Below are 20151 nucleotides of genomic sequence, written 5' to 3' on the forward strand. Positions count from 1 at the left end.
CACCAGGCTGAGGTGCTTCACGGGCGTGCGACGCATCATTGCAACGCCTTATCTGGAAGCAACGACGTAGGACCGTTGTCGGCCAGTTTGAGCCAATCAGCCTCAGAATTCGATGACTGAAACGAGCGCTTGAGCGGCCATTGACACCACCATCCGTCGAATATCGGCCGCAATCGGAATATGGCGGAAAGGAGACGCCGCGTGCTTCCTTCACCGGAGCGGCCTGGGTTTCGCGAAGCGGGCGACCGTTAGGAGCGGCAGCAGATCATTGATGACTTGAGCTGTCTCGACATGATGTCTCCTCTCTCTTTCGTTCAGACCCTGCGGCATGAACGCCGAGCCTACCTCGCCTTGACGAAGGTGGACAAGCCGTCGATCACGTCCCTGGCCGATGACAAGGCCAATGCAATGGCAGTGTGCGGCGCGCTGGCGAAATGCTGGATCATGGGTGGCAGCCGCCTGCGGGAACCCATTCCTGTACTGACTCGCGTGATCGTTACGGTAGCGAGGAAGCGCGGGTGGACCAGGTCGCCGCCGGGGTCTGCACCGGATACGTGACGCACCCTCGCAGATACCCTGAAGCCTTTGTAGATTGCGTTGTTCTGAGACATGTTCGGTCTCCGTTTATCACCGGGCATACGCGGATATCCCGGGAGGTGTCCGATTTGCTTTCGGCGTCAAGGTAGCGATGTCATCGCGAGCCTTTGCCTCTCCATAGTCAAACGCCGCATCGAGGCTGTGAAAGTAGCCGGTACCATCCATGAGCTCGTAGGAATGTACGCTGAGAAGATTGCCTCTGACGGGCCGGCGGTCCGTACGAGCAATCGAGTAGCGTACGACGTAACCGATCGTTCCAACCAACTGGGTGGGACCGAGGTGTTGCTCAACTTCGATCAACACTTCGTATTCACCGATCGTGACGCGTCTTTGCATATCTGACCTCCGCTCTCGGCCTCCGTTCATTCATCCGGACCAAGAATAACGTCCACGGCGGCGCGCCCTGCCAGTTCCGCCACGAGGTAAGCCCAACGCCTGGAATACGGTCCGCCAAAGACTTTGATTCGCCTACCAATCGCCGCGACGCCCGGCGGCCTCATGGGTCCCTCGACCTGGAACCAGATATCGAACATGTCCTTGGATGACATATGGAGATCGACATGGATATCGAACCCACGATACTCGGTCACGCGCTCCATAGCCATCTTCAATATTCCTGGAGTGAATTTGTCAACGTAATGCTCTACCCAGTAGCAATCAAAGCTGATCTGAGTCCGGAGCAGCAGGATCGAACCATAGGCACCTGCCCACTAGGTCGCCAAACTTCCCGGAGACAGTTTGGCTTCGCTGAGTAACATACGTTTCCGGGAGGGCATTGGCACGGCCGAACCGAAGCGGCAATCATACCCACCTGAAGTTCGGCATCACGTCACGATGCTCGTCTACCCCGACTCCGCCCAATTCGTTGATGACCTGCTTCAAGGCCTCCTTAGATTTCGAATCGCAGCTGGCTATCATCAGGAAGTGGCCGGGTGTCGTTTGCGCATTCTGCCGCCACAGCCCAAGGCGGCCGATCCTGACGCCGACCAATCCGCCGGCCCACCAGCCGATGATCGCGCCAAGCATGACAGCACCAACATACGCAACGGCCGTGGCACCGGCGCCCACGGAGACTCCATATCGCAAGATGACAAGCGCGCCCACAACCGCGCCGACGAATATTCCGGCGAGCGCCGCCTCTTCGCGGTACGTAGTCTGGCCGATGTCGGTCGCAGGAAAACCCTCAACTGGCTGATTGTCGCGCTGGACAAACCACGGCCCTTTGACGCGGGCCGGGGTACCGGCCAAATCGCCGCATCGCACTTGTGCCAGTCGTGCCGTGGCGGTGTCTTTCAGACTGAAATACAACAGCGTACGCATGAAGTCACCTCAATCTCGGTTTCCATTTCTAGCGAGCCGGCGGATGCCAGCCTGACTACCGCGACCGATGCTCCTGATGGCCCTGGTTCGAGTACAGGACGGTGAGCGCAGGTCTGGCCAGCCTTCGTTGACAGCGCGATCCCAGTCAATCAGCAGCGTGATGGCCTGATGCCATCTTGACGCTGCCAATCGCATGACGCCGAATCGCTGGGTGTTGCTTCCCTTCTGCGGCCTGCCTTCCAGGCGGTCGCGTAGAAGGCGCGTGACATGGATCGTCCGGTAAGTGGTCTCGGTGGATTCTCTCGGCACGATATCTTCCTTCATTGCCTGCCAGGGTGGCATGGGAACGGCAGTGTTGAACAGCTGTCACCGTTGTGGGCGCTGATCTTCCAGTGCCGACGGGTAATCATTTCCACCCATAGCGCATTGCTCAGGATCGTTACGGCATCTTCATTACGATGAGAGCACGGCTGCGCCAACCTGAAACGCGGAAGCGCAGCAACGAAGGCGGACACCAGCTTTTCGATCGGACTTGCGGAGAGGCGTCTCTCTCGCCAGACCTCGATTGCACCGATCCTGGCGAAAGATTGTCTTGCGTGGCTAATGGGGGATTGGGCGAACGGCGGTCGCCTCGTGGCATCTTGCATGAATGTTCCCGGAATCCCCATGAGTGACTTCAGGAGTCACCAGTCCTAAGACGTCATCGAGGGGGAGAGCCCGGAAACGAGTGCTTGGCAGACCAGAAGCACTTCGCTTCTGAAACGCTGCACCTAGTAGTATAGAGGGGTGATGCACATCGCCCTAACCCGCTTACAAATTGGCCAGGCTGGAGGCGCTGCGTCACGCACCTGCGGTGCCTGCTGGCGCGGACCGTTCGCCCGCTTCTGACGCTACACTGAATTGAATGGCCAGAGCCGTTGCCCCGGACGACATCGTCTCCGCCTCCATGTAGCCACAAGGTCCGAAATGAACCGCCTTCGGTACTCGGTGAACCTGTCCTATGAGATCCTGGATCCCACGGCAGACTTTCTGTTGCTTGTCGAAGCGGCAAAAACTGCAAGACAGTTCGTCGTCTCCGAGCATCTGGCGCTCACGCCACCGTTGCACGCCGCTCGCCACACGGGCCCACTCTGCAACCGCCTGCTCAGAATACGTGCGAATACGGGCCCGCTGGCCATCCGCTATGAAGCGGTGGTGGACATCGACCATCGCCTGGACGACGGCATGTCATTGACAGAGGTACCCGTCGCCGAACTCCCCTTCGAGGTACTTTCCTACCTGGCCCCGAGCCGGTATTGCGAATCCGACCGCATGATGGAATTCGCCATGCGCGAGTTTGGCGCCATGCGCCCCGGCTATTTGCGTGTGTACGCGATCCGGGAGTGGGTGCGCAACCATGTGCGCTTTCTTTCGCGATGCACCAATGAGCGCACCTCGGCGATCGATACGATTGTCGAGCGCACCGGCGTATGCCGGGATTTTTCTCACCTGATGATCGCGATCTGCCGCGCCCTGAGTATTCCCGCCCGTATGTCCAGCAGCGTGGACTATGGCGCCGATCCTGCCTTGGGCGCGCCGGACTTTCACGCCGTGGTCGAGGTGTTCCTGTCGGGCGGCTGGTACCTGCTCGATCCCTCGGGAGTGTCCATTCCGACTGGCCTGCTGCGCATCGGCACCGGCCGGGATGCCGCCGACATTCCGTTTGCCGCCATATTCGGCAAGGTCGCGTCGGAGCGGCCTTTTATCGAGATCCAGCCAATAGCTGACCCGGCTGCCGGCATTGGCCTGCCACTCGCAACGACAAGCGCCATCTCCACCTGGTGACCGGCATTAGCGCGCTTCGCCTTTATCCCCTCGATCTCCATGGCGGCGTTCCAGTCTTCGTATGCTTCAATCGGTTCCATGGCCTCGTCGACGAACGATGCCGCACGTTCCGCGGCAGCGGTCGGTCCCAGAAGAACATCTTCCCGACCGCCATCCTCCGTCTTCGGCGGCAGCAACATGTCTTCGAGAATGCCGCGAAGTTCCGAGGTATCCCATGACTTGCCAAGCCTCGTTTTTCTGTGCTGATAGTGGCGAACTTCCGAGTCTTGCTCGGCGGTAAGTGGCAAGCCTGGGAACGTCTGGCCTGAGTCAGGGTGGATCATGGTGCGCCTCCCTATCGGTCGGCTTACGTGGAATGAAGAGGTATCACCTTGCCGTGATATCGCGACTTGCCAGGCCCTTGCCCGGCTTACGACTTCCTCTTGGCGAGACCGTCGGTCCGCACCCGCGACTGAACAGTGCTAAACGGCGTTGCCGGTGCGACAGGCTTCTTCGGTTGCTTTGGTTTTTTCGCTTCGCGGTTGCCGCGTAGTTGGCTTTTTGCCATGAGAACTCCTATTGTGTTGCTTGCCGGTTGGCAACCCCAGCATACGCGCATAATCCTTGGCAAAGGGAATTACTTCGTCGAACTTCGTATGGCGCCAAGGCGTGAGAGTCCCTGTCCCTCGCGTCGCGACTGAACCCTTCCGCCTCGACCCAGTTGAGTACCCACCATCAGCAAAGTTTTGCTGGTTGTTCCTGCCCGAGGCTTCGCGCAGCCTTCGCCAGGTGCTCAGCTTGCGAGCTCATTGAGCGCGCATGAGGATCCGCGAGTGATAGCTGCAGAGGCTGCCCCGTCAATACCGGTCATTGCTTCTGGCCCCCGTGGGCGACCGAATAGGGTCGAGAGGCGTCTCCGGCGCCAAGCCGCCGGCAACAGGAGATGCCGGCGGCCGAGACCGGTTATCAAGAGCCACTGAGCAACCCAGCGGCAGGTCATCCCCGCGGTATTCCCGCACCGCCGAGATTGCGCGCAGGGGCCCAGTATGGGTCTCCGGCGCTTTCTGTCATGCACTCATACACATCCGACGTGGCCATGGTTGCGAGGGAGCCCACCGAGAATTCCTTGCCGCTCCACCGGCAAACGGCTGGAGGATTCGGTTGCAGCAGCCAGGCTGCCAGCACCACGCTCGCGAAGAGGGTCAGGATGATGGCGAATTGGGCAAATAGCAGCATGTGACACGCCGTGCCACTGCTTTGCCTGCAATCTGGCAATTGCCGTTGACCGGACCGCGATGCAGGCCTGATGTTCGGGCCGTTGAGATGGTCTAGCCATTCATCGAGATCGCGCACGATGCTGCGATAGTGGGCGCGTGAGATGTCGCTGGGAATTTGGCCGCCATAGTCCTCCAGCAAAACACGATAAATCGCCGCGGTTTCAACGCCTTCTGCAGCGGCAATGCGCTCGACGCGTCGTCCGATATTGAAACGTTGGCGTAGCAGCAACGGTCGGTCGTCTGGCGCCTCCGCGCTCAGTGTCACATGGTTGGTTTGATTAAACGTTGGTGCGGCAAACGTTGCACTGCCGCCGATGACCTGGCCTACGTTCCCGAGAAATTTGAAGCGCGATTCCATGCTCTTTTGAGACGGTCGCGCAGGTGCCAGTGAGGCGTGTCGCCACGCCACCGCCCTGGTGGTTGAAGCGAGAACCGCTATTTGACGGCATGTTGCACGCAGCATGTGTGCCACCAAAGTAGGGGGTGCGGCAGCACTTCCTACTTTGTGCGCTTCTTCTTTCCGCCGACATTGATAGTCACCGGCTCGTTCTGCTGGTAGTCGCCCTCGATGTTCTTCACTTCGCCAACTTGGCCATGGAACACCATGCCAGTGCGGCCCGGCGTAGCAACTGGCGGTTGCATGCCGCTGATCAGCGCTAGTACGCCAGTCCGGCCTCGGGCGTCGAGCATTCGATACCCAGCAATTACAGCCTCTTCCTCTGCTGCCAGGCTGGACATGTTGCGGCGGCCGGTCACAACGTAAAGAACGTCCACGCCAACTGACGCTGCGATGTGCAGGAATTCCGCATTAGGCATAGCCGAGCCCTTCTCCCAAGCCAACTGGGAACCCTTCGAAGCGCCGCCCAGAGCGGCAAAGGCAGGTTGAGAGTAGCCAAGACGCTCACGTTCCTCTTTTAGTCGAGCGCCGATGCCGACTCTAATTTCTGTACCATCGCCGTTGACCATATCAGTTTTCTGTACCATAATCGGCGTGTAGTGCATCACTATCCCGCACAAGTATATCCGCCATGCACCGCGCCAAAGTCCCTGTCTCCCGTGCCCCGCGGGGCGTTGATTCAAAGAATCGGGTCACTGTCAGCCTGATGCCCGACGAATTGGAACGCCTCGCGAAGCGGGCAAAGCTGGAAAACCGCTCCGCATCGAGCCTGGCCCGTCTCTTCATCGTGGCAGGCATGGACGCCGAAGACGGCCGCGCTCCCAGCGCGTCGTGACCATTCCCCTTTCTGTCGAGGACAGCATGTATCCCGATCCGAAACGAGTGCGCGACAACCGCATCACCCTCCGCCTCGATGATTACGAGTTCGCCTTGGTCACCGCGCTGGCCAACTATGTCGGCGAGCAACCCGCGACGCTGGTCCGTGAAACGTTGCTTAACCAAGCGCGGCTTCTACTGCCCGTCGAGGCCAATGTAGAGCCTCGCCGCGCCTGACCCAAGACGACGAAGAGCCGCTCAAAAGATGCCGGAAATCGACCTGCACTTCACCGACCAGGAACTGGCCGCGTTGGAGCGCCTGCGTCAGCAGCAAGGGCTGGCGTCCCTGCAGCAAGCTGCCGAATGGCTTGCGAAGACATCCATCCGGCACGCCGCCGAGCGTATGACGGGCAAACGACGTGCTTTCAAATTGGTAGTACCTCCGGGGAAAACGCTGTGAAACTGACCTGCCCACATTGCGAATCGCGCATGAAGATCCGCACTAGCCGCGTGATATCGCTGCTCTCGAAAGAGAGCTACTGGCAATGCCCCAACATCGAGTGCGCCTACACCTGCAAGGCCATCACCTCGGTGATCTCTACCATCGCGCCCAGCATGCGCCCCAACCCCAAGGCGTACCTGCCCGTCGGCAAGGTACGTCCGGGGCTGATGGACGAGCGGCAGATGGACCTGCTGCCGACCTGACCCCGGCCTAGCCCCTCTCCCTGTTGATTCCTGGCTTCATGCCCCTACCCCCGGGGCGTGTGGGACTCTTTTTGCCTGAAGATTCATGAACCCATCCCTGCACAGCGAAGTCACCGGTCGCCTGCTGCGCGACTATGCCTTCAAGTCGAAGCGCGGCGGCGAGAAGCTGGAGGACGGCAAATGCCCGGCCTGCGGCAAGAAAACGCTGTGGGCGTTCGGCAATGCACCGTGGGTCGTGCGCTGCAACCGCCTGAACCATTGCGGCGCCGAGCTGCACATCAAGGAGCTCTATCCCGACCTGTTCGAGAGCTGGAGCGACCGCTTCCAGTCCACGCCCGAGAACCCCAAGGCCGCCGCCGACGCCTATATGCGCGACAGCCGCGGCTTCGACCTCGCCAAGGTACGCGACTGGTACGCCCAAGAGAGCTACTACAGCCACGAGCTGAGGATCGGCAGCGCCACCGTGCGCTTCGCGCTGGGCGCCGGCATCTACTGGGAACGCATCATCGACCAGGCGTACCGCTTCGGCTCGCGCAAGGCCACGTTCCAGGGCAGCTACAGCGGTATGTGGTGGCAGCCGCCGGTGCTGCAAACATCCAGCGCCGACGAGCTGTGGATCGTGGAAGGCGTGTTCGACGCGATCGCCCTCTGGCACCACGACGTGCCGGCAGTGGCGGCCCTGTCCTGTGTCAACTACCCGGGCACGGCGCTGGCCGCGCTGGCCGAGCAATGCGCCGCAGCTGGCCGGGCCCGTCCGAAGCTGGTCTGGGCTCTCGATGCCGACCCCGCTGGCACCCGCTACGGCAAGCAGTGGCTCAAGCGCAGCCGCGAGGCCGGCTGGGAAGCCTCGATCGCGCTGCCCAAGCAGATCGGCGCGAAGAAGCGCGACTGGAACGACCTGCACCAGCTCGGCAAGCTGTCCGCACAGGACCTGGATGAGTACCGCCACCTGGGCGCGCTGGTGGCCGCGCCGAGCGCGGCGGAGAAGGCACGGCTCATCTATGGGCGCACCGGCGTGAGCCAGTTCCCCTTCGACTTCGACAGCAAGCTGTACTGGTTCAAGATGGATCTGGAAGCGCTCAACCGCGAGATGGATGCCGTGCGCAGCGCGCACGACGACATGGATGAGTCGGAGATCCGCGACGAGGCCATGCTCAAGGCCGGCGTGGTGACGAACATCGCCACCTGTCTGCCCACCGTTCTGTACTACCAGGCCAACGCCGCCACCGACGAGGCCTGGTACTACTTCCGCGTCGCCTTCCCCCACGAATCGGAGCCGGTCAAGAACACCTTCACCAGCTCGCAGATCGCCTCGGCGCCCGAGTTCAAGAAGCGGCTGCTGGCCGTCGCGCCGGGCGCCTTCTACACCGGCACCGGCGGGCAGCTGGACGCCTACCTCAAGGAACAGATGCACCGCATCAAGAGCGTGCAGACGATCGACTTCGTGGGGTACAGCAAAGAGCACGGCTGCTATGTGTACGCGGATGTCGCAGTCAAGGACGGCAAGCTGTACACACTCAACGACGAGGATTTCTTCGACGTGGGGCGCCTGTCGATCAAGACTATCGGCGGCTCCGCCGGGCTCTCGCTGAACTCGGACCTGAAGGGATTCCGTCATGACTGGCTGGAGCTGATCTGGCGCGCCTTCGGCGCCAAGGCGATCGTGGCGCTGGCCTTCTGGCTGGGCAGCCTGTTCGCCGAGCAGATCCGCGAGGGCGAAGGGGTCAAGCAGAAGAGCTTCCCGTTCCTCGAGGTGGTTGGCGAGCCCGGCGCCGGCAAATCCACGCTAATCGAGTTCCTGTGGAAGCTGTGCGGCCGCCGCGACTACGAGGGCTTCGACCCGTCCAAGTCCTCGCTGGCGGCGCGCGCGCGCAACTTTGCCCAGGTGTCCAACCTGCCGGTGGTGCTGATCGAAGGCGACCGTGGCGAGGATGGCGCCAAGGTCAAGGGCTTCGACTGGAACGAGCTGAAAACCGCCTACAACGGCCGCAGCACGCGAGCCCGTGGCGTCAAGAACGCCGGCAACGAGACCTACGAGCCGCCCTTCCGCGGCGCGGTAGTCATCAGCCAGAACGCCGAGGTCAACGCCAGCGAGGCCGTGCTGCAGCGGATCGTTCACCTGTACTTCGACCGGGCCGGCCAGAACCCGGACACCTTTGCCGCGGCGCGGGCGCTGGAGCAGATGCCGGTGGAAGACGTCTCCGGCTTCCTGCTCACCGCGATCCTCAAGGAGCGCGAGATCCTCGCCTCCTACGTCGAGCGCATGCCGGTCTACCAGGACCACCTGGTCAAGCACCCCGACGTCAAGCACCAGCGCCTGGTCAAAAACCACGCCCAGGTGATGGCGCTGGTCGACTGCCTCGGACACGTGGTGCCGCTGCCCAAGGAATACCGCGATGCGGCGATCAAGCAACTGGTGACCATGGCGGTGGAGCGCCAGCAAGCTATCGGCGCCGACCACCCGCTGGTGCAGGAATTCTGGGAACTGTACGACCACATCGAATCGGCGGAGGAAGACCACGCCGTTCTCAATCACGCCCGGGGGGATGGCGGAACCATCGCCATCAGCCTGCGGCACTTCGAACAGGTGGCGAACGACCGTCGCCTCAACATGCCTCCGCTCACTGAGCTGAAGCGGGTGCTGCGCACCTCGCGGCAACGCAAGTTCATCGAGCTGAGGGTTGTCAACAGCGCGATCAATGCGCGCCACAACGCCGAGTATCCCGCCGCGCCAAAGCGGCCGACCACGGTCAAGTGCTGGGTCTTCGAGGATCGCTCGGGCAATAAAGGAGCTTGAGCATGAATGCCTTTCTCGTCTATGTCGTCTCGCACAGCGGCGTGCGCATGCAGTTCGCCGCAATCGCGCGCAGCCGCCTTGATGCGCAGCTCGGCGCGCTGGACCGCCTGACCGAGCCGCCCCGCTTCTGCTGCGCGCGCGCTATCGGGAGGGTCGCCTGATGCTCCCGCTTCTCAATCTCTGGATGATTGCTACAGCGATCGGCTCGATCTACCTGCTCAACGCGGGTGCCAAGCGCGCCCGCTGGGGCTCCCTGGTAGGACTGCTGGGCCAGCCGGCCTGGCTGTACCTGACGGCCGCGACCGGCGAGCCCGGCATGTTCTGGGTGAGCCTGTTCTTTACCGTGTGCTACGGCCGCGGCGTGTGGGATGGCTTCGTTCGCCGCGGAGCCCTCCATGGATAAGCCAGCCATCACCGATGCCGACCTGCGCCGCGCCCATCGCGCCATGCGAATCGCTACGCCGTTCGACGCCATGTCCGACCTGCTGCGCACCGCCCTGGCGGCGGCGGCTCGAGCCATGGCCAGCCGCGAACGGCAGCGGACGACACGCTGCTCCGCAGGGCGCATTTCTGACCTGAAGTGCCGCGCCGCCGGCGACTTCGACGATTGACCCAGCACTGGAGACACCATGCCAGCCAGCAAACACCGCAAGTCTCGCCGGCCGCGCCCCGCGCGCACCTGCGGCTTGCCTGTGATGTTCCGCTTCAGCCGCAACGCCGAGGTGGACCTGCAGCTCATCCCGCATGTCGAGCTGAGCAAGATCCTCGACGGTACTGCCACCGAGGCCGCATGGCACACGCTCGCCTTCCGCATCAATGTCGGGCAGGTGGTGGCTTCCCTCTATTACGCCGACAACCAGGCGCTGCGCGATGCCATGGATGCTGCCGTGATGGCGGTGTCCGCAGTGGGCAAACGGTTGGCGAGCCGTGGCGCGCTTGGCGTCACTGGCGACGAGTTCCGCGCGATCGGCCAGGGCCTGAACCTGACCGACGACATGCAGCGCGCCTGCACCCGCCGCCAATTGCTGGCGGCAACGCTGCGGGCAGAACGCCGCGCAACCGCCCAAGGCCCGGTAGCAGCCGGCCAGATCATTCACCTCGCAGAAGCAGCATGACCGACATCACGACCTCCCCCAAACCTGTGCCCTATGTCCAGCGCGTGGCGCAAATTATCTGCACCGGCCTGTACCCCGAGGCCGACGCGGCCGGCAAGACGCTGGCGGATTTCCCGAAATCGACCCGCGAAAACCTGTTGACCATCGCCGAGGCGATCCTGCTGGAAACCGCCACGGAAGCGCAGTCGGCGCAGCGCTACGCCTGGTGGGTGACGGCCCGCGACGAACTCGACGGCTTGGCGCCAGCGCAGCTAATCATTGGCGGGGCGCTCGACACGACTGAAGGCACGCCGCTGGCGATCGATGCCCACCAGCGCAAGCACTTCCTGAAGCCATGGCGCGAGAGACTTGCCATGCTGCTGCAGTTGCTGGTGTTGCCGCAGCATGAGGCTGGCGCCTTGGCCGCCTTCGCGCCGTCGCGTTCGTGGAGCGGCGCCGGACTGGAAGCGGCCCTGGGCTTGACCCAGTGCATCGGGGGGTCGAAATGAGAGCAATTCGCATCAAAGACGTAATCCAAAAGGTCAGCCTGAGCCAGTCGACGATCTACGCGATGATCGCCAAGGGACACTTCCCAAAGCCTTTTGAGTTGACTGCGGGACGTGTCGCATGGCTTGAAGAAGATATCGACGCGTGGCTGGCAGAAAAGGCTGGCCGCGCGGCGGCAGCGGCTGGTCCGCAGCGGATTTCCGGGATGGCGCAGGCACAACTGGGGTGAAAACTGGGGTTGGGGTAGGCTGACGATGCGAGACCCAAACCAGATAAGGTTTGGCGGGAGGTGTTAGACCCCCACCGCTTCCGCCAGACGAAGAAAACGGCCCGCACCAGCGACTGGTGCGGGCCGTTTTCATTCGGCCTCGTCGTGCAGGCCTTGCTTCAGCAGCCGGTAGGCCTCGGCCTCCGATATCCGGAGCCGGTACTTGGTGGCCAGCACACGCGCCAGCCCGCGCGCCGCGCCCGGAGGGCTGTGGCGCAGCTGCTCGCGGTAAGCCTCGACCTCATAGCGCAGACGCCAGCGCCGGCTGGCCAGGTAGAGCACGCCCATCAGGCCCCAGCTGCGCCAGAACTGGCGCACGTGGACCTTCTCATGTTCGATCAGCGCCTGGCTGGCGCCGGGGCGCAGCAGGATCAGCGGGCCGGGCGTGAAGCCGTCAAACCCGCGCGGGATCAGCCAGCGGGTTTCGATGACCAGGCACAGGGGTGAGCGGCAGCAGCGGAGCATGCTTCTAGCATAGCGCGCCGGCCGCGCTCGCGCCGTGGCGTGGTGACGCGATCAGGCGGCTGCGCGCAGCGGCGCGGCCGGGGTCGCCGGCGCGCCGGCCTGGCCGCGCGAACGGCCGGAACTGAGATAGCCCGCGATCGATTCCTGCGTGACCTCGCCCAGGTAGTCGCCGTCGGCGCCCATCACCGGCAGCCAGCTGGTGTTGTGCTGGTACATGCGCGACAGCACGATGCGCAGGTGCTCGTCGAACGCCGCGGTCACCGCGAACGGGCGCATCACCTCGCTGCACAGGCCCTTGCCCGCGCGCGCGTCGCGGCGCGTGACATAGCCCAACGCGCGCTGCGCGTCGTCCACCACCGGCAGGTGGCGCACGTCGGCATCGTCCATCACGCCCAGTGCCTCGGCCAGCGGCATGTCCGGGCGGCAGCTCGGCGGCATGGTGGCGGCGTCGCCGGCGCGCACCAGCAGCAGGCGCTTGAGCGTGTTGTCGTGGCCGACGAAGGCCTGCACGAACTCATCGGCCGGGTGCGCCAGCAGCGCGTCGGGGTGGTCGAACTGCACCAGCTTGCCGCGGCGGAACACCGCGACCTTGTCGGCCAGCTTGATCGCCTCGTCGATATCGTGCGAGACCATGATCACGGTCTTGCCGAGCTGGCGCTGCATCTGCAGGAATTCGTTCTGGATGCTCTCGCGGTTGATCGGGTCGACCGCGCCGAAGGGCTCGTCCATCAGCAGCAGCGGCGCGTCGGCCGCCAGCGCGCGGATCACGCCGATGCGCTGCTGCTGGCCGCCGGACAGCTCGCGCGGATAGCGCGACAGCAGCCGGTTGGGGTCGAGCTGCACCATCGCCATCAGCTCGCGGGCGCGCTCGCGGCACTGCTTCCGGTCCCAGCCCAGCAGGCGCGGCACCACCATGATGTTCTCTTCGATGGTCATGTTGGGGAACAGGCCGATCTGCTGGATCACGTAGCCGATCTTGCGGCGCAGCGTCACGCCGTCGAGGCCGCGCGTATCCTCGCCTTCGATGCGCACCGTGCCCGAGGTCGGCTCGATCAGCCGGTTGATCATCTTCAGCGTGGTGGTCTTGCCGCAGCCCGACGGGCCCAGGAAGACGCAGATCTCGCCGCGCGGCACCGTCAGCGACACGGCGTCGACGGCGCGCATCTCGGTGCCGTCTTTCTGCGGGAAGGACTTGGTGAGTTGGTCGAGTTCGATCATAGACGGATCCCCTTCGGCGTCAGCGCCCGCTGCAACCACTGCAGGAAGGCGTCCGCCACGATGGCGAGCAGGCTGACCAGGACCGCGCCCACCGCCAGCTTGCTCATGTTGCTCTGGCTGATCGCCTGCAGGATCAGCACCCCAAGGCCACCCGCGCCGATGATGGCGGCAATGGTGGCAACCCCGATATTCATCACCACGGCGGTGCGCACCCCGCCGAGGATCACCGGCACCGCCAGCGGCAGGTCGACCAGCCGCATGCGTTGCCAGGTGGTCATGCCGATGCCGCGGCCCGCTTCCTGGATGCCGGGGTCGACATTGGCCAGCGCGGTATAGGTGTTGCGCATGATCGGCAGCAGCGAGTACAGGAACACCGCCGTCACCGCGGGCACGTAGCCGAGCGCATGGCCGAAGCGCGCGAAGATGGGGATCATCAGCCCGAACAGCGCGATCGACGGCAGCGTCAGCACGATCGTCGCCAGCGCCAGCAGCGGCGTGGCCAGCGCGCGGAAGCGCGTGATCAGGATGCCCAGCGGCACCCCGATCAGGATCGCCAGCCCCACCGCCGAGCCCACCAGCGCGAGGTGCTCGCCGGTCATTTTCAGCAGCGTGGGCCAGCTGTGCTGCAGGTATGCGAACAAGTCCATGCGACCCTCCTCAGATCAGTCCGTGGCCGCGCAGGAAGTCCTCCGCCACCTTGTCCACCGGCTGCTGGCCGATGTCCACCTTGTAGTTCATCTCGGTCATGCTCTGGTTGTCGAGCTTCGCCGCGAGCGCGTTGAGCAGGCCCGCCAGTTCCGGATGCTGGTCGAGCACCGGCTTGCGCACCACCGGCGCCGCGTTGTACGGCGGGAAGAAGTGCTGGTCATCCTCGAGCAGCACCAGGTCGAAGCCCTTGACGCGGCCGTCGGTGGCGTACACCAGCCCCAGTTCCACCTGGTTGTTCTTCAGCGCGGTGTAGACCAGGCCCGGATCGAGCTGGATCACGTCGCGGCGCGAGAACGGCAGCTGGTACAGCGCCTTGAGCGGCTCCAGCCCGTCCGGGCGCGCGGCGAATTCCATGTCGACGGCGAACGGGTGGCTGGCGTCGGCGCCGGCCTTGCGCATCTGCTCGGCAAAGGCCGACAGCGTGGTCGCGCCGCTGGCGGCGGCGCGCTCCTTCGGCATGGCCAGCGCGTAGGTATTGTTGATGCCCGAGGCATCGAGCCACACCAGCCCTCGCGCACCGTCCATCTGCTTGACGCGCGCATAGCTTTCCCGGGCATCGAGCTTTTCTTCGACCTTGTTGAACACGATCAGCGCGGTGCCGGTGTAGTCCCACACCACGTCGAGCTGGTCGTTCTCCATGGCCTGGCGCATCAGCGTGCTGCCCAGGCCGGCGGTCAGCTCGGCGTCGAAGCCCTTGGCGCGCAGGTACCTGGTGGTCATCGACGACAGCAGCAGCTGTTCGGTGAAGTTCTTGCCGCCCACGCGGATGGCGGCGCCCGCGGCCCGGGCCTCGGGCGCGGTGGCCAGCGCCAGGCCGGCGGCGAAGGCGGTGACCGCCGCCACCAACAGCACCGCCCGGCGGGCGCGGCGGCGGAGGTATTGCATCTGCTTTTCCATTTCGGTCTCCCCAGTTCAGCGCGCCAGGCCGCGGCGGCGCAGGTACAGCTGACCGGCGGCGGCGAACAGCGCATCGAGCGCCAGCGCCAGCAGCGCCGTGGCGGCGGCACCCAGCAGCAGCAGCGGCTGGTTGTTCAGGTAGATGCCCGGGAAGATCAGCTCGCCCAGGCTGTTGGCGCCGATCAGAAACGACAGCGGCACGGTGCCGACGTTGATCACCAGCGCGATGCGGATGCCGGCCAGCATCACCGGCAGCGCGTTGGGCAGTTCCACGCGCACCAGGCGCTGGGCCGGGGTCATGCCGATGCCGCGCGCCGCCTCCAGCAGCGTGGGCGAGACATTGCGCAGGCCCTCGTAGGTGTTGCGCACGATCGGCAGCAGCGAGGCCAGCCACAGCGCCAGCACGGCAGGCCGCTCGCCGATGCCGAGCACGGCCAGTGCCAGCGCCAGCACCGCCAGCGACGGCACCGTATTGCCGACGTTGAAGACCTGCATCAGCCGGTCGGCCCAGCGGCGCATGCACGGCCGGCTCAGCGCGATGCCGGCCGGGATGCCGGTGGCCAGCGCCAGCGCCATCGACAGCACCACCAGGCGCAGGTGGTCGGCGACGTCGTAGAGCAGGCGCTCCTGGTACTGGCGGATCACGTCGACGCCGATCCACGCCACCAGTGCGGCCAGCGCGGCAAGCGTCAGTCCCGCCCAGGCCAGCGCCCGTGCCGATTGCTTTGACATACTCTCCCCTTCTCCGGGCCGAAAAGCGCGCAGCACGCCACTTTCCGGCGACGGAAAACAATATGGGCTGGTGCGTGCGGAGATGGGGCGCCACCAGTCCCGGTTCAGATTGCATTGCCGCCATGACCGGCACGATTGCCGGCGGACGGTCTGTGGATTCGTCCGCCATGGGCGGGGAATCGCGATTGACGGGATGCCGTTGGACGGCAGTCCCTGAAGCGGCGCAACCGGCGGTGCAAGCACATTGCGAGCGGTTGGCCAGTGGCAGCGCAAGTATTGAAGTTTTCCGACGCGCCGCCGGTCCATCGGCCGTTGACTGGCAAGGGCTGGCGGGTCTTCTCCCACCTTGCTTTCTCGCATCAACGGATGACAAAGAGAGCGCTATTATAGCGATCTTCATCGATCTTGTCATCTTTGCCCTTTCCCGGGGCGATCTGGCAATGATCTTCGGCCTTCACGGCGCTGTTGCCGGAGGCTCCCGACACCGCACCCGCCGCGCTCCCATCGTTCCGAAATCAATGCAGCACCTTGATGGATTTGACGCGCCGGCAGAACAATCTGTTGCCCGGACGCCATCTACTCTTTCCCCGCCAAACCACTAAATTGACGAGGTAGCTGAAACGACGGACCGCCGCCATCGCGGCCGCGGACCGCCCCACAGGAGCAAGACATGGACACCCGTACCCTCGCCACCATTCCCGCCGCCGCCGCCGAAAGCGTGACGCGCTCGCGCACCGTCGACCGCGTGGTGCGCGGTATCGCCACCTCGGACGGCGCCGGCGTCAAGCTGACCCGCGTGCTGACGCAGAACCTGCAGCGCCGGCTCGATCCGTTCCTGATGCTCGATGCCTTCGGCACCGACAGCAAGGACGACTACATCGGCGGCTTCCCCGATCACCCGCACCGCGGCTTCGAGACCATCACCTACATGCTGGCCGGGCGCATGCGCCATCGCGACAGCGCCGGCAACGAGGGCCTGCTGCAGAACGGCGGCGCGCAATGGATGGTGGCCGGCGCCGGCGTGGTCCACTCGGAAATGCCCGAGCAGGAAGACGGCCGTATGGAAGGCTTCCAGCTGTGGCTGAACCTGCCGGCCGCCGACAAGATGACGGCGCCGTGGTACCGCGACCTGCCCGCCGCCGAGATCCCGACGGTGGCGCTGGAGCATGGCGCCACGGTGCGCGTGCTGGCCGGCGCCAGCCATGGCGTGGCCGGCGCGATCACGCGGCCGGTGACCGAGCCGGTCTACCTGGACGTCGAACTGCCGGCTGGACAGGACTTTGCGCAGGCCCTGCCGGCCGGGCATAACGCCTTTATCTACGTGTACCGGGGCGAAGTCTCGGTCGGCGCGGGCGACGACCGCGCCGTGGTCGAGGCGCAGCGCATGGGCGTGCTGGACAACGCCGGCCAGGCTGATGGCGTCATCGTCAGGGCCGAGGCCGACGCGCGCTTCCTGCTGATCGCCGGCCGGCCGCTGAACGAGCCGATCGCGCAGTACGGCCCGTTCGTGATGAACACGCAGGAGCAGATCTACCAGACCCTGGCGGATTTCCGGGATGGAAGGTTTGCGACGGCGACGAGCGCGTAACCCGTCGCCCGATCTGCTCGCGGGCGTTACAAGACCGCCGCCTCCGGCAAGGAGGCGGCGGTTTTTTTGTGCTTGCGCCGGCATGCGATTTGCAACCACCCGCCAACCGTTGCACAGACTGGACACGAGCCCGATTCAGGCCTTCCAGCCCGCGCACACTTATATAATTCGTCACCAATATCCGGCATCACGAACCCATGATGAATGCTGCAATGCGTCGCGGCGATGCTGCGCCACGCACTGCCGCGCTTTGACGCATTCGCCGTTGCTGCCACAACAACAACCCGAGCCGCCTCAGTGACACCACAACTCCCTCCCCGGCTGGCGCTGGCCCATATCAGCAAGCGCTACCCGGGCGTCGTCGCCAACGACGACGTCAGCCTCAGCGTTGCCCCCGGCGAGATCCATGCCGTGCTCGGCGAGAACGGCGCTGGCAAGTCCACCCTGATGAAGATCATTTTCGGCGCGGTCCGTCCGGATGCCGGCGAGATGCACTTCAACGGGGCGCCGGTCAGCATCGGCAGCCCGCACGACGCCCGCAACCTGGGCATCGCCATGGTGTTCCAGCATTTCTCGCTGTTCGACACGCTGACCGTGGCGGAGAACATTGCGCTGGGCCTGCCGGCCGCGCAGCAAGGCAACATGAAGCAGCTGGCCGAGCGCATCCGCGCCACCGCCGAGCGCTACGGCCTGCCGCTGGAGCCGAACCGCCATGTGCACACGCTGTCGGTGGGCGAGCGCCAGCGCGTCGAGATCGTGCGGGCGCTGCTGGCCAGCCCGCAACTGCTGATCCTGGACGAGCCCACCTCGGTGCTGACGCCCCAGGCCGTGGACACGCTGTTCGTCACGCTGCGCCAGCTGGCCGCCGAAGGCACCAGCATCCTCTATATCAGCCACAAGCTCGACGAGATCCGTGCGCTGTGCCATCACGCCACCGTGATGCGCATGGGCAAGGTCACCGGCGTCTGCGATCCGCGCCAGGAGACCGCGGCGTCGCTGTCGCGCCTGATGATCGGCGGCGAACCGCCCCGCGAGACGCGCGTGGCCGCGCAGCGCGGGCCGGTGCGCCTGAGCGTGCAGGGCCTGTCGCTGCCGCGCGCGCATGCGTTCGCGACCGAGCTGAGCCAGGTTGCGCTCGACGTCCACGCGGGCGAGATCGTCGGCATCGCCGGGGTGTCGGGCAACGGCCAGCAGGAGTTGCTGGCCGCGCTGTCCGGCGAAGACACGCGCGCCGATGCCACCTCGGTGCAGATCGATGGCAAGGCGGCGGGCCGCCTCGATGCGCGCCGGCGCCGCCGCGCCGGGCTGGCCTTCGTGCCGGAAGAGCGCCTGGGCCGCGGCGCGGTGCCGGGCATGAGCCTGGCCACCAACATCCTGTTGTCGCACCAGACCCCGCCCTATGTCCGGCAAGGCATGATCTCGCCCGGCGCCGCCAGCGGGCTGGCGTCGGCGGTGATCAACCGCTTCCGCGTCAAGGCCAGCGGTCCGCAGGCGCTGGCGCGCAGCCTGTCGGGCGGCAACCTGCAGAAATTCATTGTCGGCCGCGAGATCGAAAGCGGCCCGAGGGTACTTATCGTGGCGCAACCCACCTGGGGTGTGGACGTGGGCGCCGCGGCGCAGATCCACAACGAGATCCTGGCGCTGAAGGCCACCGGCTGCGCCATCCTGGTGGTATCGGAAGAGCTCGACGAGCTGTTCGCGATCTGCGACCGGCTGCATGTGATCGCCAAGGGCCGGTTGTCGCCCTCGGTGGCGACCGAGACCGCCACGCGCGAGCAGGTGGGGCTGTGGATGAGCGGCTTGTGGCCAGGCGGACCGGCCCAGGCCCATGCCGGAGGGGAGGTGGCAAGCCATGGCTGATGTGCGCACCCTGCTGCCCCGTTCCCCCCTGACGCTGGCGCCGCGCGGCGTGCCCTCGCGCGCGATGGCCTATGCCTCGCCGGTGCTGGCGCTGGCGCTGACGCTGCTGTTCGGGGCGCTGCTGTTCCTGGCGCTCGGCAAGGATCCGGTGGCGGCGCTCAAGGTGTTCCTGGCCGATCCTCTGCGCGACAAGCGCGCGATCGGCGAGGTGCTGCTCAAGACCGTGCCGCTGGTGCTGTGCGCGCTGGGCCTGTCGGTGTGCTACCGCGCCAACGTGTGGAATATCGGCGCCGACGGCCAGCTGGTTGCCGGCGGCATCTGCGCCGGCGCGGCGGTGCTCTATTTCGATGTGCCGGGGCAGACCATGAACGGCACCGTGGTGCTGGTGCTGGCGTCGCTCGCCGGCATCGCCGGCGGCATGGCGTGGGCCTCGCTCACCGCGCTGCTCAAGGACCGCTTCAACGCCAACGAGATCCTGGTATCGCTGATGCTGACCTATATCGCGCAGCAGTTGCTGCTGTGGGTGGTCAACGGGCCGCTGAAGGACCCCAACGGCATGAACTTCCCGCAATCGAAGGTGTTCTCGTCCGAGTACCTGCTGCCCAACCTGATGTCGGGTTCACGGCTGCACGCCGGCTTTGTCGTGATGCTGGTGCTGGTGGCGGTGATGACCGTGTTCGTGTTCCGCAGTTTCGCCGGCTACCGGCTGCAGGTCGGCGGGACCGCGCCGGCGGCGGCGCGCTATGCGGGCTTCTCGGCGCGCAGCGCGCTGTGGAGCGCGCTGCTGATCTCGGGCGCCACCGCCGGCCTGGCGGGCGCGTTCGAGGTGGTCGGTCCGATCGGACAGCTGCTGCCGTCGATCTCGCCGGGCTACGGCTTTACCGCCATCATCGTCGCCTTTATCGGGCGGCTGCATCCGGTCGGCACCGTGTTCGGCGGCATCATGATGTCGCTGTTCTATATCGGCGGCGAGATGGCGCAGTCCCGGCTGGGCCTGCCATCGGCGATCGGCTGGGTGTTCCAGGGCATGCTGCTGTTCTTCCTGCTGGCGTGCGACACGCTGATCGACAACCGCCTGCGCTGGCGCGCCACCACGGCCTGA

27 protein-coding genes and 1 pseudogene are annotated in these 20151 nt (G+C 65.0%); 16 read left to right on the forward strand and 12 right to left on the reverse strand.

All coding sequences use genetic code 11. The annotated features are described in order from the left end of the window. Positions 1-341 precede the first annotated feature (341 nt). From AC3FMM_RS03055 to AC3FMM_RS03070, 4 genes are all read right to left on the reverse strand, one after another. Positions 342-611: a GTP cyclohydrolase gene (locus AC3FMM_RS03055; protein WP_116378373.1), complete on the reverse strand. Its 270-nt coding sequence runs from the start codon at positions 609-611 to the stop codon at positions 342-344. Positions 612-627: 16 nt separating this feature from the next. Beyond that, the gene (locus AC3FMM_RS03060) at positions 628-933 is read right to left on the reverse strand and encodes a hypothetical protein (RefSeq protein WP_240988806.1); all 306 of its coding nucleotides are present in this window, start codon (positions 931-933) and stop codon (positions 628-630) included. Positions 934-959: 26 nt separating this feature from the next. Continuing rightward, on the reverse strand, positions 960-1196 hold the full coding sequence (locus AC3FMM_RS03065) for a hypothetical protein (RefSeq protein WP_373379600.1): 237 nt from the start codon (positions 1194-1196) through the stop codon (positions 960-962). 202 nt (positions 1197-1398) lie between these two features. After that, the gene (locus AC3FMM_RS03070; RefSeq protein ID WP_326347394.1) at positions 1399-1917 is read right to left on the reverse strand and encodes a hypothetical protein; all 519 of its coding nucleotides are present in this window, start codon (positions 1915-1917) and stop codon (positions 1399-1401) included. 966 nt (positions 1918-2883) lie between these two features. On the opposite strand from AC3FMM_RS03070, the gene AC3FMM_RS03075 reads away from it, so the two are divergent. Next, positions 2884-3741 carry a transglutaminase-like domain-containing protein gene (locus AC3FMM_RS03075; protein WP_326347393.1) on the forward strand — a complete coding sequence of 286 codons (858 nt, stop codon included), beginning with the start codon at positions 2884-2886 and terminating at the stop codon, positions 3739-3741. Between the two features lie 20 nt (positions 3742-3761). On the opposite strand, the pseudogene AC3FMM_RS03080 reads toward AC3FMM_RS03075, so the two are convergent. The 3 genes and pseudogenes from AC3FMM_RS03080 to AC3FMM_RS03090 all read right to left on the reverse strand — a co-directional run. Next, positions 3762-4064, reverse strand: a pseudogene (locus AC3FMM_RS03080) (hypothetical protein); the annotation flags it as partial. 652 nt (positions 4065-4716) lie between these two features. Then, positions 4717-5355, reverse strand: a complete 639-nt coding sequence (locus tag AC3FMM_RS03085) for a hypothetical protein (RefSeq protein WP_373379599.1) — start codon at positions 5353-5355, stop codon at positions 4717-4719. A gap of 140 nt (positions 5356-5495) precedes the next feature. Beyond that, on the reverse strand, positions 5496-5999 hold the full coding sequence (locus AC3FMM_RS03090; RefSeq protein ID WP_157877116.1) for a helix-turn-helix domain-containing protein: 504 nt from the start codon (positions 5997-5999) through the stop codon (positions 5496-5498). 101 nt (positions 6000-6100) lie between these two features. Here AC3FMM_RS03090 and AC3FMM_RS03095 point away from each other — a divergent pair, with 101 nt between their 5' ends. From AC3FMM_RS03095 to AC3FMM_RS03145, 11 genes are all read left to right on the forward strand, one after another. Further along, on the forward strand, positions 6101-6229 hold the full coding sequence (locus AC3FMM_RS03095) for a hypothetical protein (protein ID WP_277915533.1): 129 nt from the start codon (positions 6101-6103) through the stop codon (positions 6227-6229). A gap of 26 nt (positions 6230-6255) precedes the next feature. Next, entirely contained in the window at positions 6256-6447 is a 192-nt protein-coding gene (locus AC3FMM_RS03100) for a hypothetical protein (RefSeq protein WP_041232294.1), read from the forward strand. A gap of 28 nt (positions 6448-6475) precedes the next feature. Beyond that, positions 6476-6670, forward strand: a complete 195-nt coding sequence (locus AC3FMM_RS03105; RefSeq protein ID WP_012352201.1) for a hypothetical protein — start codon at positions 6476-6478, stop codon at positions 6668-6670. Beyond that, the gene (locus AC3FMM_RS03110) at positions 6667-6915 is read left to right on the forward strand and encodes an Ogr/Delta-like zinc finger protein (RefSeq protein WP_012352200.1); all 249 of its coding nucleotides are present in this window, start codon (positions 6667-6669) and stop codon (positions 6913-6915) included. The genes AC3FMM_RS03105 and AC3FMM_RS03110 overlap by 4 nt, the downstream gene beginning before the upstream one ends. A gap of 85 nt (positions 6916-7000) precedes the next feature. After that, the gene (locus tag AC3FMM_RS03115) at positions 7001-9712 is read left to right on the forward strand and encodes a toprim domain-containing protein (RefSeq protein WP_373379597.1); all 2712 of its coding nucleotides are present in this window, start codon (positions 7001-7003) and stop codon (positions 9710-9712) included. Between the two features lie 2 nt (positions 9713-9714). Then, positions 9715-9873 (forward strand): hypothetical protein, encoded by a 159-nt coding sequence (locus tag AC3FMM_RS03120; protein ID WP_326347388.1) that lies wholly within the window; start codon positions 9715-9717, stop codon positions 9871-9873. Further along, complete coding sequence (locus AC3FMM_RS03125; protein WP_326347387.1) at positions 9873-10115, forward strand: hypothetical protein; 243 nt, start codon at positions 9873-9875, stop codon at positions 10113-10115. The genes AC3FMM_RS03120 and AC3FMM_RS03125 overlap by 1 nt, the downstream gene beginning before the upstream one ends. Continuing rightward, positions 10108-10323, forward strand: a complete 216-nt coding sequence (locus AC3FMM_RS03130) for a hypothetical protein (RefSeq protein WP_373379596.1) — start codon at positions 10108-10110, stop codon at positions 10321-10323. Before AC3FMM_RS03125 ends, AC3FMM_RS03130 begins: the two co-directional genes overlap by 8 nt. Before the next feature lie 18 nt (positions 10324-10341). Further along, positions 10342-10827, forward strand: a complete 486-nt coding sequence (locus tag AC3FMM_RS03135) for a hypothetical protein (RefSeq protein ID WP_373379595.1) — start codon at positions 10342-10344, stop codon at positions 10825-10827. Next, positions 10824-11315 carry a hypothetical protein gene (locus tag AC3FMM_RS03140; protein ID WP_373379594.1) on the forward strand — a complete coding sequence of 164 codons (492 nt, stop codon included), beginning with the start codon at positions 10824-10826 and terminating at the stop codon, positions 11313-11315. The genes AC3FMM_RS03135 and AC3FMM_RS03140 overlap by 4 nt, the downstream gene beginning before the upstream one ends. Then, positions 11312-11542, forward strand: a complete 231-nt coding sequence (locus tag AC3FMM_RS03145; RefSeq protein WP_116378361.1) for an AlpA family transcriptional regulator — start codon at positions 11312-11314, stop codon at positions 11540-11542. The genes AC3FMM_RS03140 and AC3FMM_RS03145 overlap by 4 nt, the downstream gene beginning before the upstream one ends. Before the next feature lie 129 nt (positions 11543-11671). Here AC3FMM_RS03145 and AC3FMM_RS03150 read toward each other — a convergent pair whose 3' ends face one another. The 5 genes from AC3FMM_RS03150 to AC3FMM_RS03170 are packed head-to-tail and all read right to left on the reverse strand — an operon-like array spanning position 11672 to position 15601. After that, on the reverse strand, positions 11672-12046 hold the full coding sequence (locus AC3FMM_RS03150) for a hypothetical protein (RefSeq protein ID WP_115679763.1): 375 nt from the start codon (positions 12044-12046) through the stop codon (positions 11672-11674). 51 nt (positions 12047-12097) lie between these two features. Beyond that, positions 12098-13264, reverse strand: a complete 1167-nt coding sequence (locus tag AC3FMM_RS03155; RefSeq protein WP_116378332.1) for an osmoprotectant ABC transporter ATP-binding protein OsmV — start codon at positions 13262-13264, stop codon at positions 12098-12100. Then, the gene (locus AC3FMM_RS03160) at positions 13261-13911 is read right to left on the reverse strand and encodes an ABC transporter permease (RefSeq protein ID WP_115708676.1); all 651 of its coding nucleotides are present in this window, start codon (positions 13909-13911) and stop codon (positions 13261-13263) included. The genes AC3FMM_RS03155 and AC3FMM_RS03160 overlap by 4 nt, the downstream gene beginning before the upstream one ends. 10 nt (positions 13912-13921) lie before the next feature. Then, on the reverse strand, positions 13922-14857 hold the full coding sequence (locus tag AC3FMM_RS03165) for a glycine betaine ABC transporter substrate-binding protein (RefSeq protein WP_116313242.1): 936 nt from the start codon (positions 14855-14857) through the stop codon (positions 13922-13924). Positions 14858-14884: 27 nt separating this feature from the next. After that, positions 14885-15601 (reverse strand): ABC transporter permease, encoded by a 717-nt coding sequence (locus AC3FMM_RS03170; RefSeq protein ID WP_115679761.1) that lies wholly within the window; start codon positions 15599-15601, stop codon positions 14885-14887. Positions 15602-15723: 122 nt separating this feature from the next. On the opposite strand from AC3FMM_RS03170, the gene AC3FMM_RS03175 reads away from it, so the two are divergent. The 4 genes from AC3FMM_RS03175 (at position 15724) to AC3FMM_RS03190 (ending at position 20151) form a co-directional block, all read left to right on the forward strand. Continuing rightward, positions 15724-16203, forward strand: a complete 480-nt coding sequence (locus AC3FMM_RS03175; RefSeq protein WP_488686108.1) for a hypothetical protein — start codon at positions 15724-15726, stop codon at positions 16201-16203. A 68-nt stretch (positions 16204-16271) separates the two neighbouring features. Next, positions 16272-17189 carry a pirin family protein gene (locus AC3FMM_RS03180; protein WP_115708674.1) on the forward strand — a complete coding sequence of 306 codons (918 nt, stop codon included), beginning with the start codon at positions 16272-16274 and terminating at the stop codon, positions 17187-17189. Positions 17190-17486: 297 nt separating this feature from the next. Then, positions 17487-19049 carry an ABC transporter ATP-binding protein gene (locus tag AC3FMM_RS03185; RefSeq protein WP_116312298.1) on the forward strand — a complete coding sequence of 521 codons (1563 nt, stop codon included), beginning with the start codon at positions 17487-17489 and terminating at the stop codon, positions 19047-19049. Next, on the forward strand, positions 19042-20151 hold the full coding sequence (locus tag AC3FMM_RS03190) for an ABC transporter permease (protein ID WP_115708670.1): 1110 nt from the start codon (positions 19042-19044) through the stop codon (positions 20149-20151). Before AC3FMM_RS03185 ends, AC3FMM_RS03190 begins: the two co-directional genes overlap by 8 nt.

This window comes from Cupriavidus sp. 207A1 (assembly GCF_057798955.1).